Genomic DNA, 21,673 nt, shown 5'->3' on the forward strand with positions numbered 1-21,673 from the left:
CGGTCACAATTCCAGACGAACCACTCGAGAAAGGGGCGCGCGTGCGCGACCTCGTTGAAATCGGCATGGGCAGAGAAGCCCGGCGTACCTACCAGCTCGACGACATCGACATCGTGCCCTCGCGTCGTACTCGGTCGTCGAAGGAGGTGTCGACGGCCTGGCAGCTCGACGCGTACCGGTTCGACATTCCGGTGCTCGCTCATCCGACCGACGCTCTCGTATCGCCGGAGTTCGCGATCGAACTCGGCAAGCAGGGCGGACTCGGAGTCATCAACGGTGAGGGTCTGTGGGCCCGTCACCCTGATGTTCAGGCGAAGATCGACGAACTGGTCGCGATCGCGGAAAACGATTTCGACGCCGACGCGCCCGTTGCGTTTCTGCAGAAGCTTCACGCGGCACCGTTGCAGCCCGATCTACTCGCCGCCGCGGTGGCACAGGTCAGGGCCGCGGGTGTGACGGTTGCGGTGCGAGTGAGTCCGCAGAGCGCCAAGTCGCTGACCCCCGCACTCGTCGCAGCAGGTATCGACCTGCTCGTCATCCAGGGCACCATCATCTCTGCGGAGCACGTCGCGCACGGTGACGAGGAGCCGCTGAACCTCAAGACGTTCATCGCCGAACTGGACGTGCCGGTCATCGCGGGCGGAGTCAGCGACCACCGCACCGCGCTTCACTTGATGCGCACCGGAGCTGCGGGCGTCATCGTCGGGTACGGCTCGGTCGAAGGCGGAACGACTACCGGTGAGGTGCTCGGCATCGGCGTTCCGATGGCGACTGCAATTGCCGATGCGGCCGCGGCTCGTCGCGACTACCTCGACGAGACCGGCGGGCGGTACGTGCACGTCATTGCGGACGGCGACATCGTCACCTCCGGTGGTCTCGCGAAAGCGATCGCGTGCGGTGCGGATGCAGCGGTTCTGGGTGCACCTCTCGCCGCAGCAGCAGAGGCACCTGGTGGCGGTTGGTACTGGCCTTCGGCTGCAGCGCATCCGTCGATGCCGCGCGGCGCGCTGCTTCCCGTCGCTGCTGGGGAGCGTCCAAGTCTCGATAAGGTGCTCAACGGTCCGTCGAGTGAGCCCTACGGATCGATCAACCTCGTGGGCGGCCTGCGCCGGTCGATGGCGAAGTCCGGATACTCCGACCTCAAGGAATTCCAGAAGGTCGGCCTGAACGTTCGGGCCTGACCCTCACCTACCGCCTGAAAGGCGCGTACCCGTTGCCCGGGTGCGCGCCTTTCGGCGTTTCGGGTGCGACCTGGTGTCCACCGAACGACTCATTCGGTCACCGCTATGTCCGACTGAGCCTTACCTCAGTTGGTGATACTTTGAGTTACAGCTACAGTGTGTTGTGTCAACTGTCACAAGGTTCTTGTCAGTTTGTCGCCGGTGTCATCTAAGGTGTGTTCGCAATCACATTGCGCGTTGATCCGGCGACGGTAGGTACGAGGCGGAGGTCACCATGGGTTCACAGGTGCGGGGTTCACACGGTCGAAAGACGGACTACGACGTCCTGATCGTCGGATCCGGTTTCGGCGGTAGCGTCACAGCTCTGCGGCTGGTGGAGAAGGGCTACACGGTAGGAATTCTCGAGGCCGGTCGCCGTTACGAGGACAAGGACTTCGCCAAGACCAGCTGGGATCTCAAGCGCTTCCTCTGGGCTCCCAAGCTCGGCTGCTTCGGGATTCAGCGCGTCCACCTCCTGCGCGACTGCCTCATCCTCGCCGGCGCCGGCGTCGGCGGTGGTTCGCTGAACTACGCGAACACGCTGTACCAGCCGCCCGAGCCGTTCTTCAAGGACAAGCAGTGGGCGCACATCACCGACTGGAACAGTGAGCTGACCCCGTTCTACGACCAGGCGACCCGGATGCTCGGGGTCGTTCGGAACCCACACATGACGCCGGCCGACGAGGTCATGAAGTCGGTGGCCGAGGACATGGGAGTAGCCGACACCTTCATCCAGACTCCCGTCGGCGTCTTCTTCGGCGACGAACCGGGCAAGAAGGTCGCCGACCCCTACTTCGGCGGTGTAGGTCCGGATCGAACGGGATGCATCGAATGTGGTGAGTGCATGACTGGCTGTCGCCACGGCGCAAAGAACACACTGCTCAAGAACTACCTCGCTCTCGCCGAGCGCGCGGGCGCCGACATCATTCCGATGACCACGGTGAGCGGGCTACGCGCGCTCGACGACGGCACGTGGGATGTGCAGACCGAGCGCACCGGCGCATGGGTGCGCAAGCAGCCCAAGACGTACACGGCAGGGCACGTCGTGCTGGCTGCAGGTACGTGGGGAACCCAGAACCTGCTGCACAAAATGAAGGACGACGGTGCACTGCCTCGCCTGTCGGACACGCTCGGCGAGCTGACTCGAACCAACTCCGAGTCCATCGTCGGGGCAGCCAAGTTGAAGGTCGATCCGACGATGGACCTCACCCGAGGTGTCGCAATCACCTCGTCGTTCCACCCGTCTCCCAATACGCACATCGAGCCGTGCCGCTACGGCAAGGGTTCGAATGCGATGGGCTTGCTGCAGACACTGATGACCGACGGTGGCGGCAGGATTCCGCGGTGGCTCAAATTCCTCGTAGCGCTCATCTCTCATCCTCTCGACTTCGTTCGGGTGGTCAACACCAAGAACTGGAGCGAGCGCACCATCATCGCGCTCGTCATGCAGAATCTGGACAACTCGATCACCACCTTCACCAAGCGCGGATTGTTCGGACGGAAGGTCTCGAGCAAACAGGGCCACGGTGAGCCCAACCCGACATGGATCCCGGAAGGCAACGACGCCACCCGCCGCATTGCGAAGAAGATCGGCGGCGTTGCGGGTGGCACCTGGGGCGAGCTGTTCAACATCCCGCTGACCGCGCACTTCCTGGGTGGCTGCGCTATCTCCTCCGATTCCGAGCACGGCGTCATCGACCCGTATCACCGCGTCCACGGCTATCCGACGATGTTCGTCGTCGACGGCTCGGCTGTGTCGGCAAACCTTGGCGTCAACCCCTCGCTCACCATCAGTGCCCAGGCCGAGCGCTCGGCGGCGCTGTGGCCCAACAAGGGTGAGCAGGACCTCCGACCACGTCAGGGCCTCGCATACGAGCGGATCGATCCGATTGCACCGAAGCATCCCGTCGTGCCCGTATCGGCTCCCGCCGCGCTTCGGCTTCCAATTGTCGAGATCCGCAGTCCCAAGCCTGCCGCCTCCGGTGCTGCGTAAATCTGCTTACCCGGACGCAACTAGACTGACCTGGTGACCGCATCGCAGCAGCCCGATCCCGCCCTGCCCCGGCCCGTTCTCGTCATCGATTTCGGCGCACAGTACGCACAGCTGATCGCCCGACGTGTTCGTGAAGCCAACGTGTATTCCGAGGTTATCTCGCATACCGCTTCGGTCGAGGAGATCGCAGAGAAGAACCCGATCGCGCTCGTATTGTCCGGCGGTCCGTCGAGTGTCTACGCCGAGGGCGCTCCGGCGCTCGACGCCAAAGTCTTCGACCTCGATGTTCCCGTGTTCGGGATCTGCTACGGGTTTCAGGCAATGGCTCAGGCGCTCGGAGGAACGGTCGCGCACACCGGTACCCGTGAATACGGTCGCACGCAATTGTCCGTCGACGGTGGCGTACTGCACGACGGTCTGCCCGCAACGCAGCCGGTGTGGATGAGTCACGGCGACGCGGTAACCGAAGCGCCCGAAGGTTTCACCGTCACCGCGACGAGCGCGGGTGCGCCGGTCGCGGCATTCGAGAACACCGAGCGTCGACTCGCGGGCGTTCAGTACCACCCGGAGGTTCTGCATTCGCCGCACGGGCAGCAGGTGCTCAGTCGATTTCTGCACGAGACAGCGGGAATCAAGCCCGAGTGGACGGCGGCGAACATCGCCGATGCGCTTGTCGAGCAGGTACAGGAACAGATCGGCGAGACCGGTCACGCGATCTGTGGGTTGTCGGGGGGCGTCGACTCTGCGGTCGCAGCGGCTCTCGTGCAGCGCGCCATCGGAGACCGCTTGACCTGTGTGTTCGTCGATCACGGTCTACTGCGTGAGGGCGAGCGCGAGCAGGTCCAGCAGGACTTCGTCGCCGCCACGGGCGCCAAGTTGGTCACGGTCGACGCGGTCGACACCTTCCTCGGCGCCCTCGACGGTGTGTCCGATCCCGAGGAGAAGCGCAAGATCATCGGCCGTGAGTTCATTCGCAGCTTCGAGGGTGCGGTTGCAGAAGTGCTGGGGGAGAACGCGGCTCAGGGTGCCGAGGTCGAATTCCTCGTTCAGGGCACGCTGTATCCCGATGTGGTCGAGTCGGGCGGTGGCTCCGGTACCGCGAACATCAAGAGCCATCACAATGTCGGCGGACTGCCGGATGATCTCCAGTTCGCGCTCGTCGAACCGCTGCGCACACTGTTCAAGGACGAGGTTCGCGCCGTGGGTCGTGAACTCGGATTGCCCGAGGACATCGTCGGCAGGCAGCCGTTCCCCGGGCCAGGCCTTGCCATCCGGATCGTCGGCGAAATCACGCGCGAGCGTCTTGCAACGTTGCGGCAGGCAGATTCCATCGTTCGTGAGGAACTCACCGCGGCAGGCCTGGATCAGCAGATCTGGCAGTGCCCGGTGGTATTGCTGGCCGACGTCCGCTCTGTCGGCGTTCAGGGTGACGGTCGTACCTACGGCCACCCGATCGTGTTGCGTCCGGTCTCGAGCGAGGACGCCATGACAGCGGACTGGACCCGTCTTCCGTACGACGTTCTGGAAACCATCTCGACCCGGGTGACCAACGAGGTGTCGGAGGTCAACCGGGTCGTTCTCGACGTGACGAGCAAGCCGCCGGGCACGATCGAGTGGGAGTGAGCGTTACGAGCCTTTGCGGTTCGGAGCAATCAGTAGTGCCAGCCCGATGACGATCGCGGCGACGACGAAGACCCAGCGGAACTGAACCTGTCCGAGTGCTTCTATCGCCGACGGTCCTACCAAAGCGCTGACGCTCACGATGAGGGCGGCGAGTCCGACGAGAAAGAGCAGCGCCGACGGTCTGGTGCGTGCCTGGTTCTCGGTGGGCGTGTCCTCATCGCTGTCGCCGTACTGCCATGTCTCAGCCACGGATGACCTCCAAGTTTCCTGCCCGAACGGAGCCTTCGATGGTGAGGACCGACGGGTTGTCCGATGAACTTCCTTGCTGGAGAACGTCGTTCGGCCCGCAGTTCGTATCGCCCGCGACGGCGCTGCAGTCGGTGACGATGCTCATCGACTTCGGGACGTAGATGCTCGCGTTGCCCATGGTCACCGCGACCGAGATCGACTTGCTCTCGGTCAGGTCCAGTCCGCGCAGGTCGAGTTGTAGATCACCTAACTGCACGGTGTAGTTCGGCTGGAGTTCTGCGACAGTCGTGGGCGCGTAGTTCCGTTCGCCTGCATACTGCTCGTCGAACGAGACCGGCCCGACGAGGGACGCCAGTACGACGAAGGCCAACAGCGGGCCGGTGACGACAAGCAACCCGTAGCCCTTGCGGAGGAATGCGCCGAGGATCAATCCGATGGCGACGACGGTCAGCCCTACCGCGCCGATTCGCGCGGGGCTCAGCCATTCGGAACCCGTGGCGGCGGCGATACCGCCGGTGATCGCCGTCGCCACGAGAGCAAGACCGATGAAGCTGGACGTCCACCTCGATCGCTTCTTCTTCTCTGTCGTTTCGGGCACGTACACCGTGCTCGGTTCGGGTAGGTCCCACGCGAAGGGCGCGACGCCGAGTGGATCCCAGGCAGGCGGCATCGGGTGAGACCCGGATTTGCTGAGGTTCACCTCGGTACGTGCGCTGCTGGAACCGTCGGTGGCCGCAGACGTGTCGGTCGCCTGTTCGGGAGGTGTCGACGGGACGTAACTCTTGGGAAGTGTGGTGTAGGGCGTGTACGCGGGTGGGGTGTAGGCGCCTCGCGCAGCGTCGTAGCCCGGAGGTCGGTACGCTGCGCCTGCCCAAGATCCAGTCGAGAACGGGGGGCTCGGGTTGTACGGGGTGTTGAACGAGATCGGGAATCCCTGCTGGGCGTAGACCTGGGCACCCCCGGGAAGGAATTCCGGTGGCTCCGGTCGCCGCTGGTGCAGCAACCACAGTCCTGCCAGGAGGGCGACCGTGCTGATGACGCCCGAACCGCCGAGTCCGACGCCGACCGGTCCGATCGTCGTAACCGCGATGACCAGTGCCACCAACAGAACGACGATTTTGGTGTTGGAATCGGAGCTGGTGCCGCGGCCCATCAAGGACTCGGCGGGCGAAGCCGAGTCGCCCGCCTTGCTCAGCAGCAGCCATGCTGCGAGGTAGAGGACGATACCGGCGCCTCCGAAGATGGTTCCGACGACGAGCGCGACTCGAACAAGAACCGGATCCACGCCGTAGCGGTAACCGATGCCTGCTGCGACACCCGCTACGTGGCCCCGCTGAGGCAACCGATACGGCCGGGTGCGCCACATCTGCTGAAGCTGTTCGGAGACGGTTGCATTGGTCATGACAACATCGTGGCCTCTCGGCCTGCACTTCGGTATCAGGGATCGCCCTGATCTTCCGTCCCAGGAATGAACAGGGGACGAGTCGGCTTGGTAGGAGAGTAAGCAGTCGTCCACGGTCGAGGAGACACGAAGTGAAGATTGGGATCATCGGAGCCGGAGCCATCGGCGGAACGCTGACGCGCAGACTTGCAGCGCTGGGACACGAGGTGCGGGTATCGAACTCGCGCGAACCTGAGACGCTGTCCGAGCTCGCCGCCGAAACCGGCGCGACCGCGGTCCGAAACACCGAAGCAGCTCAGGACGCGGATCTCGTCATCGTGAGCATCCCGCAGAAGAACACCCCGGACCTACCGTCGAACATCGTGGAATCGGCGAAGCCGGGTGCACCGATCATCGAGACCAACAACTACTACCCGCAGCAGCGTGACGGTCTGATCGCCGACATCGAGGACGGAAAGGCCGAAAGTGTGTGGGTCGCCGAGCATCTCGGGTCCCGGTCCGACGACGTCGTGAAGGTGTTCAACGGTATCTACTGGAAACATCTGCTGCAGAAGGGCGTGTCTGCCGGCACCGCGGGACGCATCGCGCTCCCGATCGCGGGCGCCGACGGTCCCGGCAAGAAGTTGGTGTTCGACATCGTCGACCAGCTCGGTTTCGATCCGGTCGACGGCGGCACCCTGGCCGAGTCCTGGCGTCAGCAGCCCGGCACCCCGGTGTACGGAAAGGACTACGACGCCGAGGGTGTCGCGAAGGCACTCACCGAGGCAACGAACGAGCGGACCGAGGAATGGCGCGCGTGATGGCGTGAGATCAGGGGCGTGAAGATCAGGGGAGACCCTGATGCGCAGATGGTCCGATTCGTGCCAGGATCGGAGACGTGAATCCTGTCGACCCACTGCCCACGTCTGCGGGCCCCGAACCGGCGACGTTCCACCGTCGCGGCGGCGGACGCATCGTGGGCGGTGTGGCCGGTGGTCTGTCCGACCACCTCGGCGTGGACGTGTTCAAGGTTCGAGTCGCCCTCGCCTTGCTTGCGATCATGGCCGGTGCAGGAATTTTCGCCTACGGCCTGCTGTGGGTGTTCACCTCGGCAGGCGACGACGTAGAACGCCCGAGTTCGGCCGAGCGGCAGCGTGCTCTCGGCCTCGCTGCCCTCGGGCTCGGTTTGGCCGCGGGGTTGGCCTGGTTGGCGAACGGAACTGCGGCATCGGCACTGGTACCGATCGTCGTCGTCGTGGTCGGTGCCGCGCTGGTGTGGCGCGAGTTCGATTCCGAAGGTCCCCGTTCCATCCTCGGCATGCCGAAGAAGCCCACGGTCCTCAGCTGGGCGCGGGTGGTCGGGGGCGCCACGCTGATCGTGCTCGGCCTCGGGGTGGTCGTGTTGGCGCGCGTCGACATCGCGTCGGTCCGGTCGTCGTTGCTCGCTGTCGTCGTCACTCTCGTCGGAGCGGCGCTGCTGACCGTCCCTCTGTGGTTGCGAATGTGGCGGACGCTCAACGCCGAGCGCTCGGCTCGTATCCGCAACGACGAGCGCGAGGAGATCGCTTCGCACTTGCACGACTCGGTGCTGCAAACTCTTGCGCTCATACAGAAACAATCCGACCAGCCGCAGGAAGTGATGAGGCTTGCGCGCGGCCAGGAACGCGAACTTCGCAAGTGGTTGTTCGACGGCGGCGATCAGGACCACTCCTCGCTCGCCGAAGCGCTCAAGACCATCGCGGGTGAGGTCGAGGACCAGCACGGTGTCACGGTCAGGCCGATCACGGTCGGCGACGTGCAGCTGTCCGTCGACGAATCATCGTCGGGTTTGCAACGCGAGCACTTCACAGCATTGCTCGGCGCCACCCGTGAAGCATTGGTCAATGCCGCGAAGCATTCGGGCGAGACCAACATCGACCTGTTCGCCGAAACCGAGGCAGACAAGGTGACGGTGTTCGTTCGCGACAGAGGGACGGGGTTCGACGAAAACCTCGTACCGATGGACCGTCAGGGCCTCGCCAAGTCGATACGGGCCAGAATCGAACGCCGCGGCGGTGAGGTGTCGGTACGCTCCCAGGTAGGCAAGGGAACCGAGGTTCGAATTCTCATGCCTCGCAACGATGTCGCCGACGACGCCGGCGCGAGAAGTTCCAAGACCACCGAGCAACCGATACCGCAGGAGCAGCCAAGGTGACCGACACCTTCCGTGTCTTTCTCGTCGACGATCATGCTGTCTTCCGCTCCGGAGTTCGTACCGAGTTGGCCCGCGAGAACGACATCGAAGTGGTCGGGGAAGCAGGCGGGGTCGCGGATGCGGTGGCCGGTATCGAGGCCACGAAGCCCGACGTGGTTCTGCTCGACGTGCACATGCCCGATGGTGGTGGTGTCGCCGTCCTCGGTCGGATCTCCTCGGGCCCGGTGTTCCTCGCCCTGTCGGTCTCCGACGCCGCCGAGGATGTCATCGCGGTCATCCGCGCCGGCGCACGTGGGTACGTCACCAAGACGATTTCAGGTTCCGAGCTCGCCGACGGAGTACGGCGAGTCGCCGGGGGAGACGCTGTGTTCTCCCCGCGTCTGGCAGGGTTCGTTCTCGACTCGTTCACTGGTAAGTCTGCGGCACCCGAGCCTCCTCTCGATCCCGAGCTCGATTCGTTGACGCCCCGAGAAATGGAGGTCCTGCGGCTCTTGGCGCGTGGGTACACCTACCGGGAGATCGCCGAGGATCTGTTCATCTCCGTCAAGACCGTCGAGACTCATGCGTCGAACGTGCTTCGAAAAACCCAACAGTCGAACCGAAACGCTCTGACGAGATGGGCGCACAAGCGTCGGATCGACTGACAGCAGCTCCGCTTCGTAGACTTTCGGCGACTGTCCAAGTTGTTGTTCGGCTGGCTAGCGTTGTGGACATGGCGAACAAGAACGAGTCGGTTCTGTGGCTCTCGACCGGTGACCGTGTGTTCCTCGGCGTAGTTGCTCCCCTGATCGGTGGTGCGCTCGGGTTCTTTCTCCCGTCCCTCGCATCCTGGGTGACGAGGCTGGCGTGGATACCGTTTCAGGGCCCGTTCGAACTCGTAGCCTCGTGGTCGAGTTGGTGGGCGCAGTACGTTCTTGCGGCTGTTGGCGTGGTTCTCGGTGCTGTGTTCGTGGCATTCGTGTTGTACGAGAGTCTCAGGGTGGTCGTCGCGGAGTCGGGGTTTCGTGTGACTCGAGACGGTGAGACCGCAGAGTTCCACCGGTCCGAGGCTGCGACGGTGTTCGTGGACGGTAAGGAACTCGTGGTGCTCGATTCATCGTCACGACAGGTCGTCCGTGCTCCGATCGAGGAGAAAGCCCAGGCGGTGGAACGGGTGTTCACCTCGCACGGTTACTCGTTCGCCGACGGTGACCCGTACGAGAGTCTGTATCAGCGCTGGGTGTCGGGGACACCGTTGCTCCCCGCGGAGATCAACGCTGTGATGCGTGCGCGAGAGAAAGCACTGGAGAAGAAGTCCCGTTCGGATGCGTCGGAACTACGTGTCGAGCTGGACAGGCTCGGAATCGTGGTGCGAGACAGAAAGAACAAACAGTACTGGCGACCGTTGGTGCGCGCGTGAGACCGTCGATCGGCCGGCGAGACCGCTGCTGGGACATCGGCGGAATCGTCCTGGCCCTCGCGGTCTCAGCGCTGGTCGTTGCGGAGCTACCCGAGTCGATGTCAGGCCCGAGAATTGCTCTCGTAGTCACACTTTCGCTGGCATCGGCGGCGTCGCTGTGGTGGAGGCGACGTTGGCCGGTGGCAATTGCGCTGGTCATCGCTGTGCCGATGTTGGTCACCGACGCGGTCGGTGGCGCCGGGCTTGTTGGCCTGTACACGGTCGCCTCACGTCGATCGTGGAGGATGGCGATCACCGTCGCAGCCGTCCACTTGATCGTGTCCGCATTCTGGCTGAAAGTCTTCGAGTCAGGACAATCCTTCTACGCGACACTGATTCTGAGTGTTGCCCTGTCCAGTATTCCGATTGCGTGGGGCATGGTCGTCAAAGCGCGTCGAGAGGTGATCGACTCGTTGCGAGATCGTGCCGACAAAGCAGAAGCGGCGGCGCTAGAACGTGCTGATCGAGTACGAGGACAAGAGCGCGAGCGGATAGCACGCGAAATGCACGATGCTCTCGCTCACCGCATTTCGATGGTCAGTTTGCACGCGGGTGCGTTGGAGGTCCGCGCAGATGCGGACAGAGCGGAAATCGAGGCCATTGCGGGGACGATCAGAGCCAGCGCTCATGGCGCGCTCGACGACCTGCGAGAAATACTCGGAGTCCTCAGATCGGACGAGGATTCGCCGCCGATGAGGCCAGGATCATCCGTCGCAGACATACCCGGTCTGATCGACGAGATACGAGCGGCGGGGGTTCGTGTGGAATTCGAGGACACCTTGTCGTCCGATCGGAGGGTTCCGGCTACATCGAGCCGAAACGTCTTTCGGGTCGTGCAGGAGGGACTGACCAACGCGCGTAAACATGCCGCGGGATCCGATGTCTCGGTGCGGATGTGGATCGAGGGCGGTGATGCGAGGGTGTCGGTGACCAACGCGCTCGGGACCCGTGCATCCGACGTGCCCGGTTCTCATTCCGGGTTGATAGGCCTGACCGAGCGATTGACGTTGTCGGGTGGTCGACTCGAGCACGGAGTCAGGGCCGGAGCGGAGTCGACTGTCTACGTTCTGGATGCATGGCTGCCGTGGCCGGCATGATTGACTTGCTGATCGTCGACGACGACGCACTCGTTCGATCCGGTCTGTCGTTGATTGTGCAGTCGGACAGCGGAATCAGGGTCGTGGGTGAGGCACCAGATGGTGAAGAGGGCCTCCGAGTGGCTCGTGCCCTGCAACCAGATGTAGTGCTGATGGATATTCGCATGCCGGTGATGGACGGGTTGGCTGCGACCGAAATCTTGAAATCGGATGACGCCTCCCCGGCTGTCCTCGTGCTGACCACGTTCGACACCGACGAGTATCTTCTACACGCCCTCAGGTTGGGAGCGAACGGTTTTCTGCTCAAGGACACACCACCTCGCGACATCATCGATGCTGTCAAGAAGGTGAGTGATGGAGAGTCGATGCTGTCACCGTCTGCCGTCGGAAGATTGGTCTCTGCATGGCGCGAACACGATTCGCGCTCGAATCCGCCCGTGAACTCGCTGGACGTTCTTTCCTCACGGGAACTGGAGGTGGCAATCGCCGTCTCCGAGGGATTGTCGAACGCAGAGATCAGCGCAAGTCTCTACATGAGCATCGCCACGGTCAAAACGTACGTCTCGCGAATTCTGTCCAAGCTCGACTGCACCAATCGAGTCCAGATCGCCATCGCTGTCTTCGAGTCCAGGCCGCTCGGCGGCCGTTCACGTACTCGAAGAACTAGATGACAACGATCAATGCGACGAGGAGCAGAAGCACCACTCCGACGAGCACCGCGAGGACGATCGCGGGTGAGACGTCGATCTTGTCGCCCACTACGTCGTCGATACGGTCGAGTACGACATCGAGCGGATTCTTCTTCTTCGGAGTCTCGAATGGCGGTGGCGCGTAAGGCTTCGGGGTCTTGTCCTCGGACAGTCCGGCGGATCGTACGGCGGGTAGTCCGGTGACGGTTCGGCCGAACTCTCGCGATGGTCGACGCGCTTCGGCGACGGGCGTGGACCGGTGAGCCCACGACGGTACGGTGCCGGCGGAAGAGGTGAGGGGAACACCGCGCAATTGAGCGATGGATCCTCGGCTACTGATGGCGCTTGCGATGATTTCGTCGCGGGCCTGCGCCATCGTCGGTCGGCGTGCAGGATCGGGTTCGAGCATGTGCAGCAGTGCCGGAGTGAGATCACCCGATCTGGTCGGTGCGATGATCTGGCCCCTGGCGACGCGATGGAGCAGGGCAATGGAGTCCTGGTCGATGTCGAACGGCGGCTTGCCTTCGATGGCGGTGTACAGCGTGGCACCCAGCGAGAACACGTCGCTCGCCTCGGTGGGATCCTGGCCGCGCGCGACCTCCGGTGCAAAATACGCAGGTGTCCCGGTGATGACGGAGGAATCCGATTCCTCCACATCGCCTTTCGCGCGTGAGATGCCGAAATCGCTGATCTTGACTATTCCGAGTGTCCGCCCACGATCGGCGATGAGGATGTTGCCCGGTTTGATGTCACGATGCACTATTCCGGCCTCGTGTGCCTCGGTGAGCGCATCGGCTACCTGCGCGCCGACCTGGGCAACTTCGTACGGGGGGAGTGAGTCGGTCGCGTTGAGCGCCTGCGCTAGAGATCGCGAAGGCATGTACTCCATGACGAGCCATGGTTCGCCGTCCTCGATCGCGACGTCGTGCATTGCGATGGCATGTGGACTCGACAAGCGGGCAGCGATACGGCCCTCTCGCATGGCACGATTGCGCACTTCCCTGGCTGCTTTGTCGCTCAGGTCAGCCGTCGACGTGACCTGCTTGACTGCGACCTTGCGGCCCATCAGCGTGTCCTGTGCGAGCCACACAGCGCCCATTCCGCCCCCGCCGAGTTTGTAGGCGAGGCGGTATCTGCCTGCGAGGAGGTAGTCGGGTCCGACGACCCGTACGGCGCGTTGCTGCTCGGTCACGCCCACAGGTTAGTTGACGGTGAGCGTCGGTGCCGACGATGGCCACACGGGGGCGGGTAATGGGACCCCACCAGGGGCTGGGCGGCCATCTTGACGACGCTCGGCGAAGCAGCTTTACTTGAGTATGTTCGAAAGTGTGTTCGAAGACGAAACTTCCCCGTCGTCTTTCGGACGGACCTCATAGCTGATTTTCATCGATTCACGGGGAGGAAAGTATGTCAGTTCACGACTCGGCATCCTCCGATTCAGCATCCTCCGGTTCGGCACTGCCCGACCCGGATTTGCGCAATATGTCGCTGCCGGAAAGAGTCGAGCATCTACGACGACGAATGGCTGCGGTTCCTTCACGAGGTGAGACACGGTCGGTGTCGTACCAGGGGACCTCGCCCAGCCCGGTGCAGGACGTCGACCCCGCGCGAGAAAACGAAGACCGACAGCCTTCTCCGGCCAAGGCCGTGCTGACCGTTCCCCATGCGCTCGCCGATTTACTCCCACACGGTGGCCTGGCTCGCGGGTCGGTGACAGCAATATCGGGTGCCGGCTCGCTGATGCTCGGTTTGGTGGCGTCGGTCACCGCATCCGGTGGTCATGTCGCGGTGGTGGGGCAGCCCAGGTTCGGTTTGTTGGCGGCAGCGGAGATGGGCGCGGACCTGAATCGGCTGGCTGTCGTACCCGATCCCGGTGACGACCCAGTCGAGGTGGCGGCCATCCTGCTCGACGGGCTGGATCTGGTGGTGTTGGGTCTCGGTGGCCGCTCGGTGCCTCCGACAAGGGCACGTGCCGTCGTTGCCAGGGCGCGGAGCAAGGGGGCGTCGTTGATGGTCGCGGACGGGCACTGGGACGGAGTCGACCTACGACTCGACGCCGTGGTGCGCGGCGTCGTCGGGGTGGGCACAGGAGATCAGGCCGGTCGCGGCAGACTTCGCTCCCTGCAGTTGGAAGTGCGCGCTCACGGCAAAGCGATGCGGCCACGCAGTACGTGTTTCGATCTTCGGTCCGAGCGAGGTCGTATCGAATGGTTCCACGCTCCGCGGAATGTCGGCGTGAACGACAACTCCTCCCACCGGATCGCGGTGCTGGCATGAGCCGCGTATTGGCGCTCTGGTGCCCGGACTGGCCGGCCGTCGCTGCTGCCGCCGTTGCCGATCTTCCTGCGACGACTCCAGTGGCGGTGGTGTCGGCGAATCGTGTCATCGCTTGTTCCGCTCCGGCGCGGGCCGAAGGAGTACGACGAGGTCTCCGTAAACGAGAGGCACAGGCGCGCTGCCCCGATGTGTATGTGACAACGGCAGATTCGGATCGCGACGGGCGGATGTTCGAGCCTGTCGCTGCTGCAATCGATGCGATTGCACCCGGTGTCGAGGTGCTGCGGCCGGGCTTGCTGATCCTCGGTGCCCGTGGTGTGAGCAGATATTTCGGGTCCGAGCACAAGGCGGTCGAGCGGTTGATCGACCAGGCGGCAGGTGCAGGAGTGGAATGTCAGGTCGGAATTGCCGACGAATTGTCGACGGCGGTCGTCGCGGCGCGGCATGCGGTGATCGTCCCGCGGTCCGGTGGTGCGCGCTACCTCGCGCCGCTACCGGTGTCCGAGCTCGCGGCCGAGCCGAGCCTCGCTGCGGCGGATCGGGAGAACCTGATCGATCTTCTTCGGCGCCTGGGCCTACGCACCATCGGTGATTTCGCCGCTCTCACTCCAGGTGATGTGGCGTCGCGCTTCGGGACCGATGCGGTGTTGGCGCATCGGAGTGCGCGGGGCGAGGCGGAGAGGCCGCCGTCCGCACGGGCTCTTCCACCGGATCTGAATGTGGAGTACCCATGTGATCCACCGATCGATCGCGTCGACGCGGCTGCGTTCGCCGGTCGTGGCATGGCAGAAAGGTTGCATACCAAACTCGCCGCGGCAGCGGTTGCCTGTACTCGGCTTCTTGTGCACGCATCCACCGGTAACGGGGAGAATCTGTCACGGATATGGCGGTGCGCCGAACCGTTGACGCCTGAGGGGACTGCCGATCGAGTGCGATGGCAACTCGACGGATGGCTCACCGGCCGTAGCGAGAAGCGGCCGACGGCAGGTATCACGATGCTGCGGTTGGAACCGGTGGAAGTCGTTGCTGCAGGCGATCTTCAGCTGGGACTGTGGGGGAGCGTCGGAGACGAGGAGGAACGGGCGAGGCGTGCGCTGGTACGGGTACAGGGCCTTCTCGGTGGTGACGCGGTGAAGATCGGCGTACTGAGCGGAGGTAGAGGGCCTGCAGAGCGGGTTACTTTGCGCAGCCTCGGCGACGAGTTGGTTCCGTTGTCCGACCCATCGGCCCCGTGGCCGGGGCGGATGCCGCAACCGGCGCCGGCAGCAGTGCTCGACACGTCCCCTCGGGTAGTGCTGGAGGACAGCAACGGCAACGCTGTGCGCATCGAGGAGCGCGGCGGCTTCGACACAGAACCCGTCGTCTTACGTTGGGGAAGCAAGATGTGGACTCTCCGAGGCTGGGCAGGGCCGTGGTCGGTCGACGAGCGGTGGTGGGACCCCGCAATGGGTGTGGAGGGAGCACGAGTTCAGGTGCTGTTCGAGGAGAACCGGGCTTTGTTGTTGTTCTACGACGACGAAGGCTGGCGAGTGGAAGGTATCTACGAGTGACCGAGCCGGGGACGGACCACTGGCTTCGCTCAACTCCGAGCCGTCGCTCTACCCTGAGACAATGAGTGTTCACGTGACCGAACTCGACGTCGGCGGCGTCCGAATCGCATACCGAGATTTCGGAGGCTCCGACGACGTGCCGGTTGTTCTCGTACACGGCATGGGTGGCGACAGCAGCACGTGGAACAGGTTCGCAACTGCCCTGAAGGCGGCGGGCCGCCGAGTCGTGGCCATCGACCTGCGCGGCCACGGCCGGAGCGCGCACACTGCCGACTACTCGTTCGACGCATTCGGGGCCGATGTTATTGCCGTACTCGACCATCTGGACGTGACCGTAGCGGATCTCGTCGGGCATTCACTCGGTGGATACGCGGTGTCAGTGGTTGCGCACACCAGACCCGCCGCGGTGCGTTCACTCGTGGTCGAGGAGATGCCAATCCCCATCAGGCCAGGTGACGATCCTCCGACACTCACCGGGCGCCTACCAAGTCCGAGCGAACTGTGGCATGCAGGAACGAGCATCGTCAAACACCCGCGGGCAGTGTTCGCCTTCGACCGTTCCATGACCGCACCGGCTCTCGCTCAATTCCGCCGGCCGAATCCGTTGTGGTGGGAAAGGCTTTCGAAGATCAGCGCGTCGACCCTCGTACTCCGGGGTGGGCCGGGCGGAATGGTGGACCCCGCGCGACTCGAGACGATGGTAGCCGCGATCGCTGACTGCTCCGTCGTATCCTTCGAGACCGGTCACAGCATTCACCGTGACCGATACCGACATTTCGAAGCTGTAGTCCTCCCGTTCCTGATGCGGGATGACTCGACCGGCCGAGGCCCTACGATCGGATGATGGGACTCACCACTCGAGACATTCCGCTTCTTGCTTGGTCGACGGCTTTCGTCGTCTCCCAATCCAACATCGTCCGACTGCTCGGTCCTGCAGGGCCTCGCGTGCTCGAGGTCCAGACGGCGTGGTCAGCCGAACGGTATCGCGAGATCCTCGCCAAGATGGACGCCGAGGACACCGCTCGCTTTCGCAGTCACTACTATCCGGACTTCGTGCACCCGGCGATCTACGCATTCGCTTTGCGGTCCGGCGCGTCGAGGCTTGCCGAATCGGCACCAATGAGCCCCGATGTTGCTCGCGCTCTTGCTCTTTCGCCAGTTCTCTCCGCAGCAGGTGACTACGTCGAAAACATCGTCGGGTTGCACCTGCTGGATCACCCCGAACACATCACCGATTCGGTGGTACGGGCGACCACCGTTGTGAGCACCACCAAATGGGTTCTCGCGCTCGGGACCCTGGCGTACCTCGCCGTCGGTTTCGGTCGGATCTGGGCACGCGCGCTCAGATCCTGACCACAGTTGCCTTCTACCAGTTGGCTCCGGGGACGAGTCGTCCCAACCGTCGTGCCAGCTTGGCGACGCGTGCAGAAGGTGCGGCGGCGTCGTACTGCTTCTTCGGTGCGAAGTCCGTCGGAACGGCCGTGGTTTCGTACTTTTCGCCCCTGGCGGCAGCGGAATCGGGGAACCGGCGATAGAACTGGTGCATCGTTCGATCCTTGCCCCTCGGAACAAAGATGCTGCCGAACTGGCCGAGTGTGCCGATCGGGGTGTCGATGCGCTTCGGCTTGTCGATCAGTGCACGCATCACCATTGCGGCGGCTTTCTCTGGCGTCACGACCGGTCCGACGTTCTTGTCGCCCGTCGGCGTGATCATGGGCGTCGCTACCAGCGGCATGTGAATGGTGGTGAACGTGATTCCGTCGGACAGCGTTTCGGTCGCAGCGACGTCGGAGAACGCATCGAGAGCTGCTTTGCTGGCGACGTAGGCCGAGAACCGAGGCGTCGTACCTTGGACCGCAGCGCTGCTGATGTTGACGACATGTCCGAAGCGTCGTTCCCTCATGTGGGGAATAAGCGCAAGGACCAAACGCACGGCGCCGAAGTAGTTGACCGCCATGGTTCGCTCGTAATCGTGTAGGCGATCGGTAGATCGGTACAACGATCGTCTGATCGATCGGCCTGCGTTGTTGACCAGCATGTCCACGTGATCATGCTCGCTCACAATGGTTTTGACCGTGTGCTCGACGGATTCGGTATCGGTGACATCGCAGGGATAGCCGTAGGCGTCGCCTCCGGTCTCGCGGATGCCCGCTACGACCGATTCCAACTGCTCGGCTCCGCGAGCGAGCAGAATGACCGTCGCACCTTTGCGCGCCGCGGCCTCGGCACTGGCCTGTCCTATGCCTGAGGACCCGCCGGTGATGACGATGTGACGTCCGAAAAGAGGGCCGCGCGGGTCTCGTCTGCGCGCCCGGTTCGGGTCCAGGTGACGCTGCCAGTGTTTCCACAGCGCACCGGCGTACTCCGCCAGTGGAGGTGGCGCTATCTCGCTGGCGCTCAATGCTTCCTGCGTCGATGCGGAATCGAACACCGTCGGTATCGTGAGGTGGTCGAGCATGACCGGCGGTACGCCGAGTCGTGCGAGGACCGCATTACGGCCACTTCGTATCGCGCCGAACCGGGGAGCAACGACGGGTGCGGCAACGGACCCAGGTATTCCCACGACCTTTGCTCTCGCTCCTGCGGCCGCGCTGAACGCTTCGTACACTTCACGCATCGGCTGCGGTTCTGGGTTGACGAGATGAAAGACGCGATGGCCCAGCGGGTTACGGTGAATCAACTCGACGATCGCTGCAGCGACGAAGTCGACCGGGACGAGATTGGTGGCACCGATGTCCGGTACCGTGATGGGAAGTGCGGAAGGAAGTTTGGCGAGTTCGGCGAAGAATGGAAAGAAGAAGTAGGGCCCGTCGATCTTGTCGATCGCGCCGGTTTCGGAATGGCCGAGTATCGCGGATGGCCGGTAGACCCGCCAGTCTGTCGCCGACTCGCGAACGATCTCCTCCGACTCGAACTTGGTTCGGTGATATGCCGTCGGGAAGTGTTGTCCCTTCTGGAAATCGTTCTCGGTGAACGTGCCTCGATAGTCACCGGCAACGGCAATGGATGAGATGTGGTGCAGCCGAGCACCAGTGTCGATTGCGAGATCCACGACGGCTCGGGTGCCCTCGACGTTGGTAGAGGCCTGCTCGTCACCCGCCGTCATGTCGTAGATGGCGCCGAGGTGAACGATGTGATCGATGTCGGACGGAATCTCCCCGAGCCCTAATTTCGGTGCGGTGAGATCGCCGACGAGGGGGTGGACGCGGTTCTTGCCCTCCAGTGCTTCGACTTGCCGCTCGAGCTTTCCGATCGACTGTTGGCGAACCAGCACGTGGACCTCGGCAGCGGGATCGCGGTCGAGGATCAGTGGGAGCACATTTTGCCCGAGAAAGCCCGTACCGCCGGTAACGATGTAGTTCGCCATGGTCGCTAACTTACTCCTAGGTAAGTTCATGGGCCAGACCCGAGTGGTGACCGAATGTCACATTCGCTTGCTCGGAGGATGACCGAATGAGCCGTTCGCGCACTCTGAGTGACTGAATGAGCCGTTCGCTCACTCTGAGTGACCGAAACAGACATTCGCTCACTCTGAGTGACTGAAACAGACATTCGCTCACCTGCCGAGACCGAATGAGCCGTTCGCTCACTCAGGGTGACTGAAACAGACATTCGCTCACCTGCCGAGACCGAATGAGCCGTTCGCTAGCCCGGGAGGTGACCGGATCAGACATTCGGTCACCTCCGGCCGCGAACAGTTCGGCCTAGTGCCCGATACCGACTTTCTCGTGCACCCGTTTCATCCACGCAGGCGCCCACCAGTTCGCTTCGCCCATGAGCTTCACCAGCGAGGGGACGAGGAGCATCCTGATGATCGTGGCGTCGACGATGAGCGCGAGGATCATTCCGAGGCCGAGGAACCGCATGATCGACAGGTCGGAGATCGTGAACGCTCCGGTGACGACGATGAGAATGAGTGCGGCAGCGGTGACGATCCGTCCGGTGCGTTGTGCGCCGACGATCACCGCTTCTTCGGTGGAAGCACCGGACGTGCGTGCCTCGACCATGCGGGACATCAGGAACACCTCGTAGTCGGTGGAGAGCCCGAACACGACGGCGAGGATGAGAACGACGAACGTCGCTTCGAGTGGCGCGGGCGTGACCCCGAGCAGTTCTGCGCCGTGGCCTTCTTGGAAGACCCAGGTGAGCACGCCGAATGTGGCTCCGAGGCTCAGTCCGGCCATGAGTACGGCCTTGATCGGCAACACGATCGACCCGAACGCGAGGAACAGCAAGATCAGCGTCGAGATCACCATGATCGCGATCATGGCCGGCAGCCACTTCGCGATTGCGGCATTGCCGTCGTCGACGAGTGCGCGTGAGCCGCCGACCAACAGTTCGGTGCCTGCGGGAGGCGTCATCTGACGCAGGCTCGAGACGGCTGCGCTGGTCGATTCCACTTCGGTCTCGCCGCCGCTCGGCTCGCTGAAGGTTGCCTGGATGACAACGAAATCGTCTGCAGAGCCGGTGAATTCGACGCGAGCGATGCCGTCGACGGCTTCTGCCTGACGAGTGATGTCGGCGATGGGGGAGCCTTGAGGCTTCTGGCCGTCTGTGCCGCGTAGGACAACGGTGGCACCCTCGCCGGTGGTGGGAAACTCCGTGTTCAAGGTCTCGACGGCTACCCGGGCTGGGTCGTCCTTGGGGAGTGCGGTGTAGTCGACCTCACCCAGTGTCACCTTCAGGATCGGTGCTGACAGAACGAGAAGCGCGGCGACGATCACCGCAGCTACGATTCCCGGTTTGCGCATGACTCGGGTGACGACGCCACCCCAGAACTTGTGTGCGCGCGCTTCTCCGCGATCCGAGGCAGTTCTGCTCCATGTGAGCGAGTTGATGCGTTGTCCGAGAATCGCGAGGAGTGCCGGCACTGCTGTGAGGGACAGAACTGCTGCGGAGGCTACTGCGGCCATCGCGCCGAAGCCGAGCGATTTGACGACGGGTTGCGGGAACACGAGCATTCCTGCGAAAGCGCAGATCAGCAGCAGGCCCGAGAATACGACGGTGCGTCCTGCGGTGAGCACCGTGCGAATCGCTGCATCCGTCGGCTCTGCGCCTGCGCGCATTTCTTCACGGAATCGACTGACGATGAACAGCCCGTAGTCGATCGCGAGACCGAGTCCGAGCAGTGACGCGACGTTGATCGAAAATGAACTGACCTGGGTCACCGTCGTCAGCACACGGAGTATCGCCAGCGCGCTGACAACGCTGAGCACCCCGACGAACACCGGCACTGCTGCTGCGACGACACCGCCGAAGATGACGATGAGCAGAATCAGAGTGATGGGAATGGCGATCGCTTCGGAGCGAACGAGATCGCTCTGAAGGGTGGTGCTGAACGAGACGCCGACCACAGATCCGCCGGCGAACTGAGAGGTCACATCCGGTACTACGAGCTTGGGTGGCAGCTCTCCGAAGTTCGCGAACGTGACGCCGGAATCGGGGCCAAGTGTGACGGTGGCCAGGGCTTTGGTGCCGTCAGTGGAGACGAGGAACGGCTTGGCGGCGGAGTTCGCAGTCCAGTAGGAGCTGACGTTCTCCACCGTGTATTCGGTCTGGAACTCGTCGAGAACGGCGGCGACGTCAGGCGCGATGTCGTCGATGGTCTTGCCCTCGGGTGCGGTGTAGATCGCGACGATGTCGGGCGTGGGTTGGCCGAGTCCCGCGACGAGTGAGCTCACCTCGGCGGCCTCACTACCTGGATCGATGAAACCGCCCTCGCTGAGTTTGCCGAAAACGCCGAGTCCCCATACGCCGCTGAGTGCGACGACGACGATCGCGAGTGAGAGCACCCATCGCTTGTTCGATACGACGAACGAGGCCCAACGTGTCACTTCATCTCCGGCTCTCTCGGTTTCTGCTTCAGGTCCCGGGCGAGCCTAACGGCTCGGTGCGACGGATTGATTTCTGTCGGTACCGTGAGCTCTAATGGGAACATACGTTCGATCGATGCCTTCCCCGC

Annotated in this window: 18 protein-coding genes; 13 read left to right on the forward strand and 5 right to left on the reverse strand. The window is 63.3% G+C overall.

The window, feature by feature from the left end; all coding sequences use genetic code 11:
• Positions 1-41 precede the first annotated feature (41 nt).
• The 3 genes from D8W71_RS13170 to guaA all read left to right on the forward strand — a co-directional run bounded on the left by D8W71_RS13170 (position 42) and on the right by guaA (position 4,836).
• Positions 42-1,181: a GuaB3 family IMP dehydrogenase-related protein gene (locus D8W71_RS13170; protein ID WP_121114053.1), complete on the forward strand. Its 1,140-nt coding sequence runs from the start codon at positions 42-44 to the stop codon at positions 1,179-1,181.
• A 274-nt stretch (positions 1,182-1,455) separates the two neighbouring features.
• On the forward strand, positions 1,456-3,213 hold the full coding sequence (locus D8W71_RS13175; protein WP_121114054.1) for a GMC oxidoreductase: 1,758 nt from the start codon (positions 1,456-1,458) through the stop codon (positions 3,211-3,213).
• A gap of 33 nt (positions 3,214-3,246) precedes the next feature.
• Complete coding sequence (gene guaA, locus D8W71_RS13180; protein WP_121114055.1) at positions 3,247-4,836, forward strand: glutamine-hydrolyzing GMP synthase; 1,590 nt, start codon at positions 3,247-3,249, stop codon at positions 4,834-4,836.
• Positions 4,837-4,839: 3 nt separating this feature from the next.
• Here guaA and D8W71_RS13185 read toward each other — a convergent pair whose 3' ends face one another.
• Together D8W71_RS13185 and D8W71_RS13190 are read right to left on the reverse strand one after the other, a co-directional pair.
• Entirely contained in the window at positions 4,840-5,085 is a 246-nt protein-coding gene (locus D8W71_RS13185; RefSeq protein WP_121114056.1) for a hypothetical protein, read from the reverse strand.
• Positions 5,078-6,487: a PspC domain-containing protein gene (locus D8W71_RS13190; RefSeq protein ID WP_121114057.1), complete on the reverse strand. Its 1,410-nt coding sequence runs from the start codon at positions 6,485-6,487 to the stop codon at positions 5,078-5,080. The genes D8W71_RS13185 and D8W71_RS13190 overlap by 8 nt, the downstream gene beginning before the upstream one ends.
• A gap of 50 nt (positions 6,488-6,537) precedes the next feature.
• On the opposite strand from D8W71_RS13190, the gene D8W71_RS13195 reads away from it, so the two are divergent.
• From D8W71_RS13195 to D8W71_RS13220, 6 genes are all read left to right on the forward strand, one after another.
• Entirely contained in the window at positions 6,538-7,287 is a 750-nt protein-coding gene (locus tag D8W71_RS13195) for an NADPH-dependent F420 reductase (protein ID WP_121114058.1), read from the forward strand.
• A 77-nt stretch (positions 7,288-7,364) separates the two neighbouring features.
• Entirely contained in the window at positions 7,365-8,660 is a 1,296-nt protein-coding gene (locus D8W71_RS13200; RefSeq protein WP_121114059.1) for an ATP-binding protein, read from the forward strand.
• Entirely contained in the window at positions 8,657-9,304 is a 648-nt protein-coding gene (locus D8W71_RS13205; RefSeq protein WP_121114060.1) for a response regulator, read from the forward strand. The genes D8W71_RS13200 and D8W71_RS13205 overlap by 4 nt, the downstream gene beginning before the upstream one ends.
• A 68-nt stretch (positions 9,305-9,372) precedes the next feature.
• Positions 9,373-10,059 carry a YqeB family protein gene (locus D8W71_RS13210; RefSeq protein WP_121119099.1) on the forward strand — a complete coding sequence of 229 codons (687 nt, stop codon included), beginning with the start codon at positions 9,373-9,375 and terminating at the stop codon, positions 10,057-10,059.
• Positions 10,056-11,195 (forward strand): sensor histidine kinase, encoded by a 1,140-nt coding sequence (locus D8W71_RS13215; protein WP_121114061.1) that lies wholly within the window; start codon positions 10,056-10,058, stop codon positions 11,193-11,195. Before D8W71_RS13210 ends, D8W71_RS13215 begins: the two co-directional genes overlap by 4 nt.
• Positions 11,192-11,866: a response regulator transcription factor gene (locus D8W71_RS13220; RefSeq protein WP_236077870.1), complete on the forward strand. Its 675-nt coding sequence runs from the start codon at positions 11,192-11,194 to the stop codon at positions 11,864-11,866. The genes D8W71_RS13215 and D8W71_RS13220 overlap by 4 nt, the downstream gene beginning before the upstream one ends.
• Here D8W71_RS13220 and D8W71_RS13225 read toward each other — a convergent pair.
• Positions 11,859-13,082 (reverse strand): serine/threonine-protein kinase, encoded by a 1,224-nt coding sequence (locus D8W71_RS13225; protein ID WP_121114063.1) that lies wholly within the window; start codon positions 13,080-13,082, stop codon positions 11,859-11,861. The two genes, D8W71_RS13220 and D8W71_RS13225, sit on opposite strands and share 8 nt — an antisense overlap.
• A gap of 209 nt (positions 13,083-13,291) precedes the next feature.
• Between D8W71_RS13225 and D8W71_RS13230 the strand changes: the two genes are divergently transcribed.
• The 4 genes from D8W71_RS13230 (at position 13,292) to D8W71_RS13245 (ending at position 17,064) form a co-directional block, all read left to right on the forward strand.
• On the forward strand, positions 13,292-14,161 hold the full coding sequence (locus D8W71_RS13230; protein ID WP_121114064.1) for a hypothetical protein: 870 nt from the start codon (positions 13,292-13,294) through the stop codon (positions 14,159-14,161).
• The gene (locus tag D8W71_RS13235; protein WP_121114065.1) at positions 14,158-15,711 is read left to right on the forward strand and encodes a DNA polymerase Y family protein; all 1,554 of its coding nucleotides are present in this window, start codon (positions 14,158-14,160) and stop codon (positions 15,709-15,711) included. Before D8W71_RS13230 ends, D8W71_RS13235 begins: the two co-directional genes overlap by 4 nt.
• A 61-nt stretch (positions 15,712-15,772) precedes the next feature.
• Positions 15,773-16,555 carry an alpha/beta fold hydrolase gene (locus tag D8W71_RS13240; protein WP_121114066.1) on the forward strand — a complete coding sequence of 261 codons (783 nt, stop codon included), beginning with the start codon at positions 15,773-15,775 and terminating at the stop codon, positions 16,553-16,555.
• A complete protein-coding gene (locus tag D8W71_RS13245) occupies positions 16,555-17,064 on the forward strand; it encodes a hypothetical protein (protein WP_121114067.1) in 510 nt (169 codons plus the stop codon). Before D8W71_RS13240 ends, D8W71_RS13245 begins: the two co-directional genes overlap by 1 nt.
• A gap of 13 nt (positions 17,065-17,077) precedes the next feature.
• On the opposite strand, the gene D8W71_RS13250 is transcribed toward D8W71_RS13245, so the two are convergent.
• Positions 17,078-19,078 carry an SDR family oxidoreductase gene (locus D8W71_RS13250; protein WP_121114068.1) on the reverse strand — a complete coding sequence of 667 codons (2,001 nt, stop codon included), beginning with the start codon at positions 19,076-19,078 and terminating at the stop codon, positions 17,078-17,080.
• A gap of 337 nt (positions 19,079-19,415) precedes the next feature.
• Positions 19,416-21,545 (reverse strand): MMPL family transporter, encoded by a 2,130-nt coding sequence (locus D8W71_RS13255; protein ID WP_201265342.1) that lies wholly within the window; start codon positions 21,543-21,545, stop codon positions 19,416-19,418.
• Positions 21,546-21,673 lie beyond the last annotated feature (128 nt).

This window comes from Rhodococcus sp. P1Y (assembly GCF_003641205.1).
GTDB lineage: Bacteria > Actinomycetota > Actinomycetes > Mycobacteriales > Mycobacteriaceae > Rhodococcoides.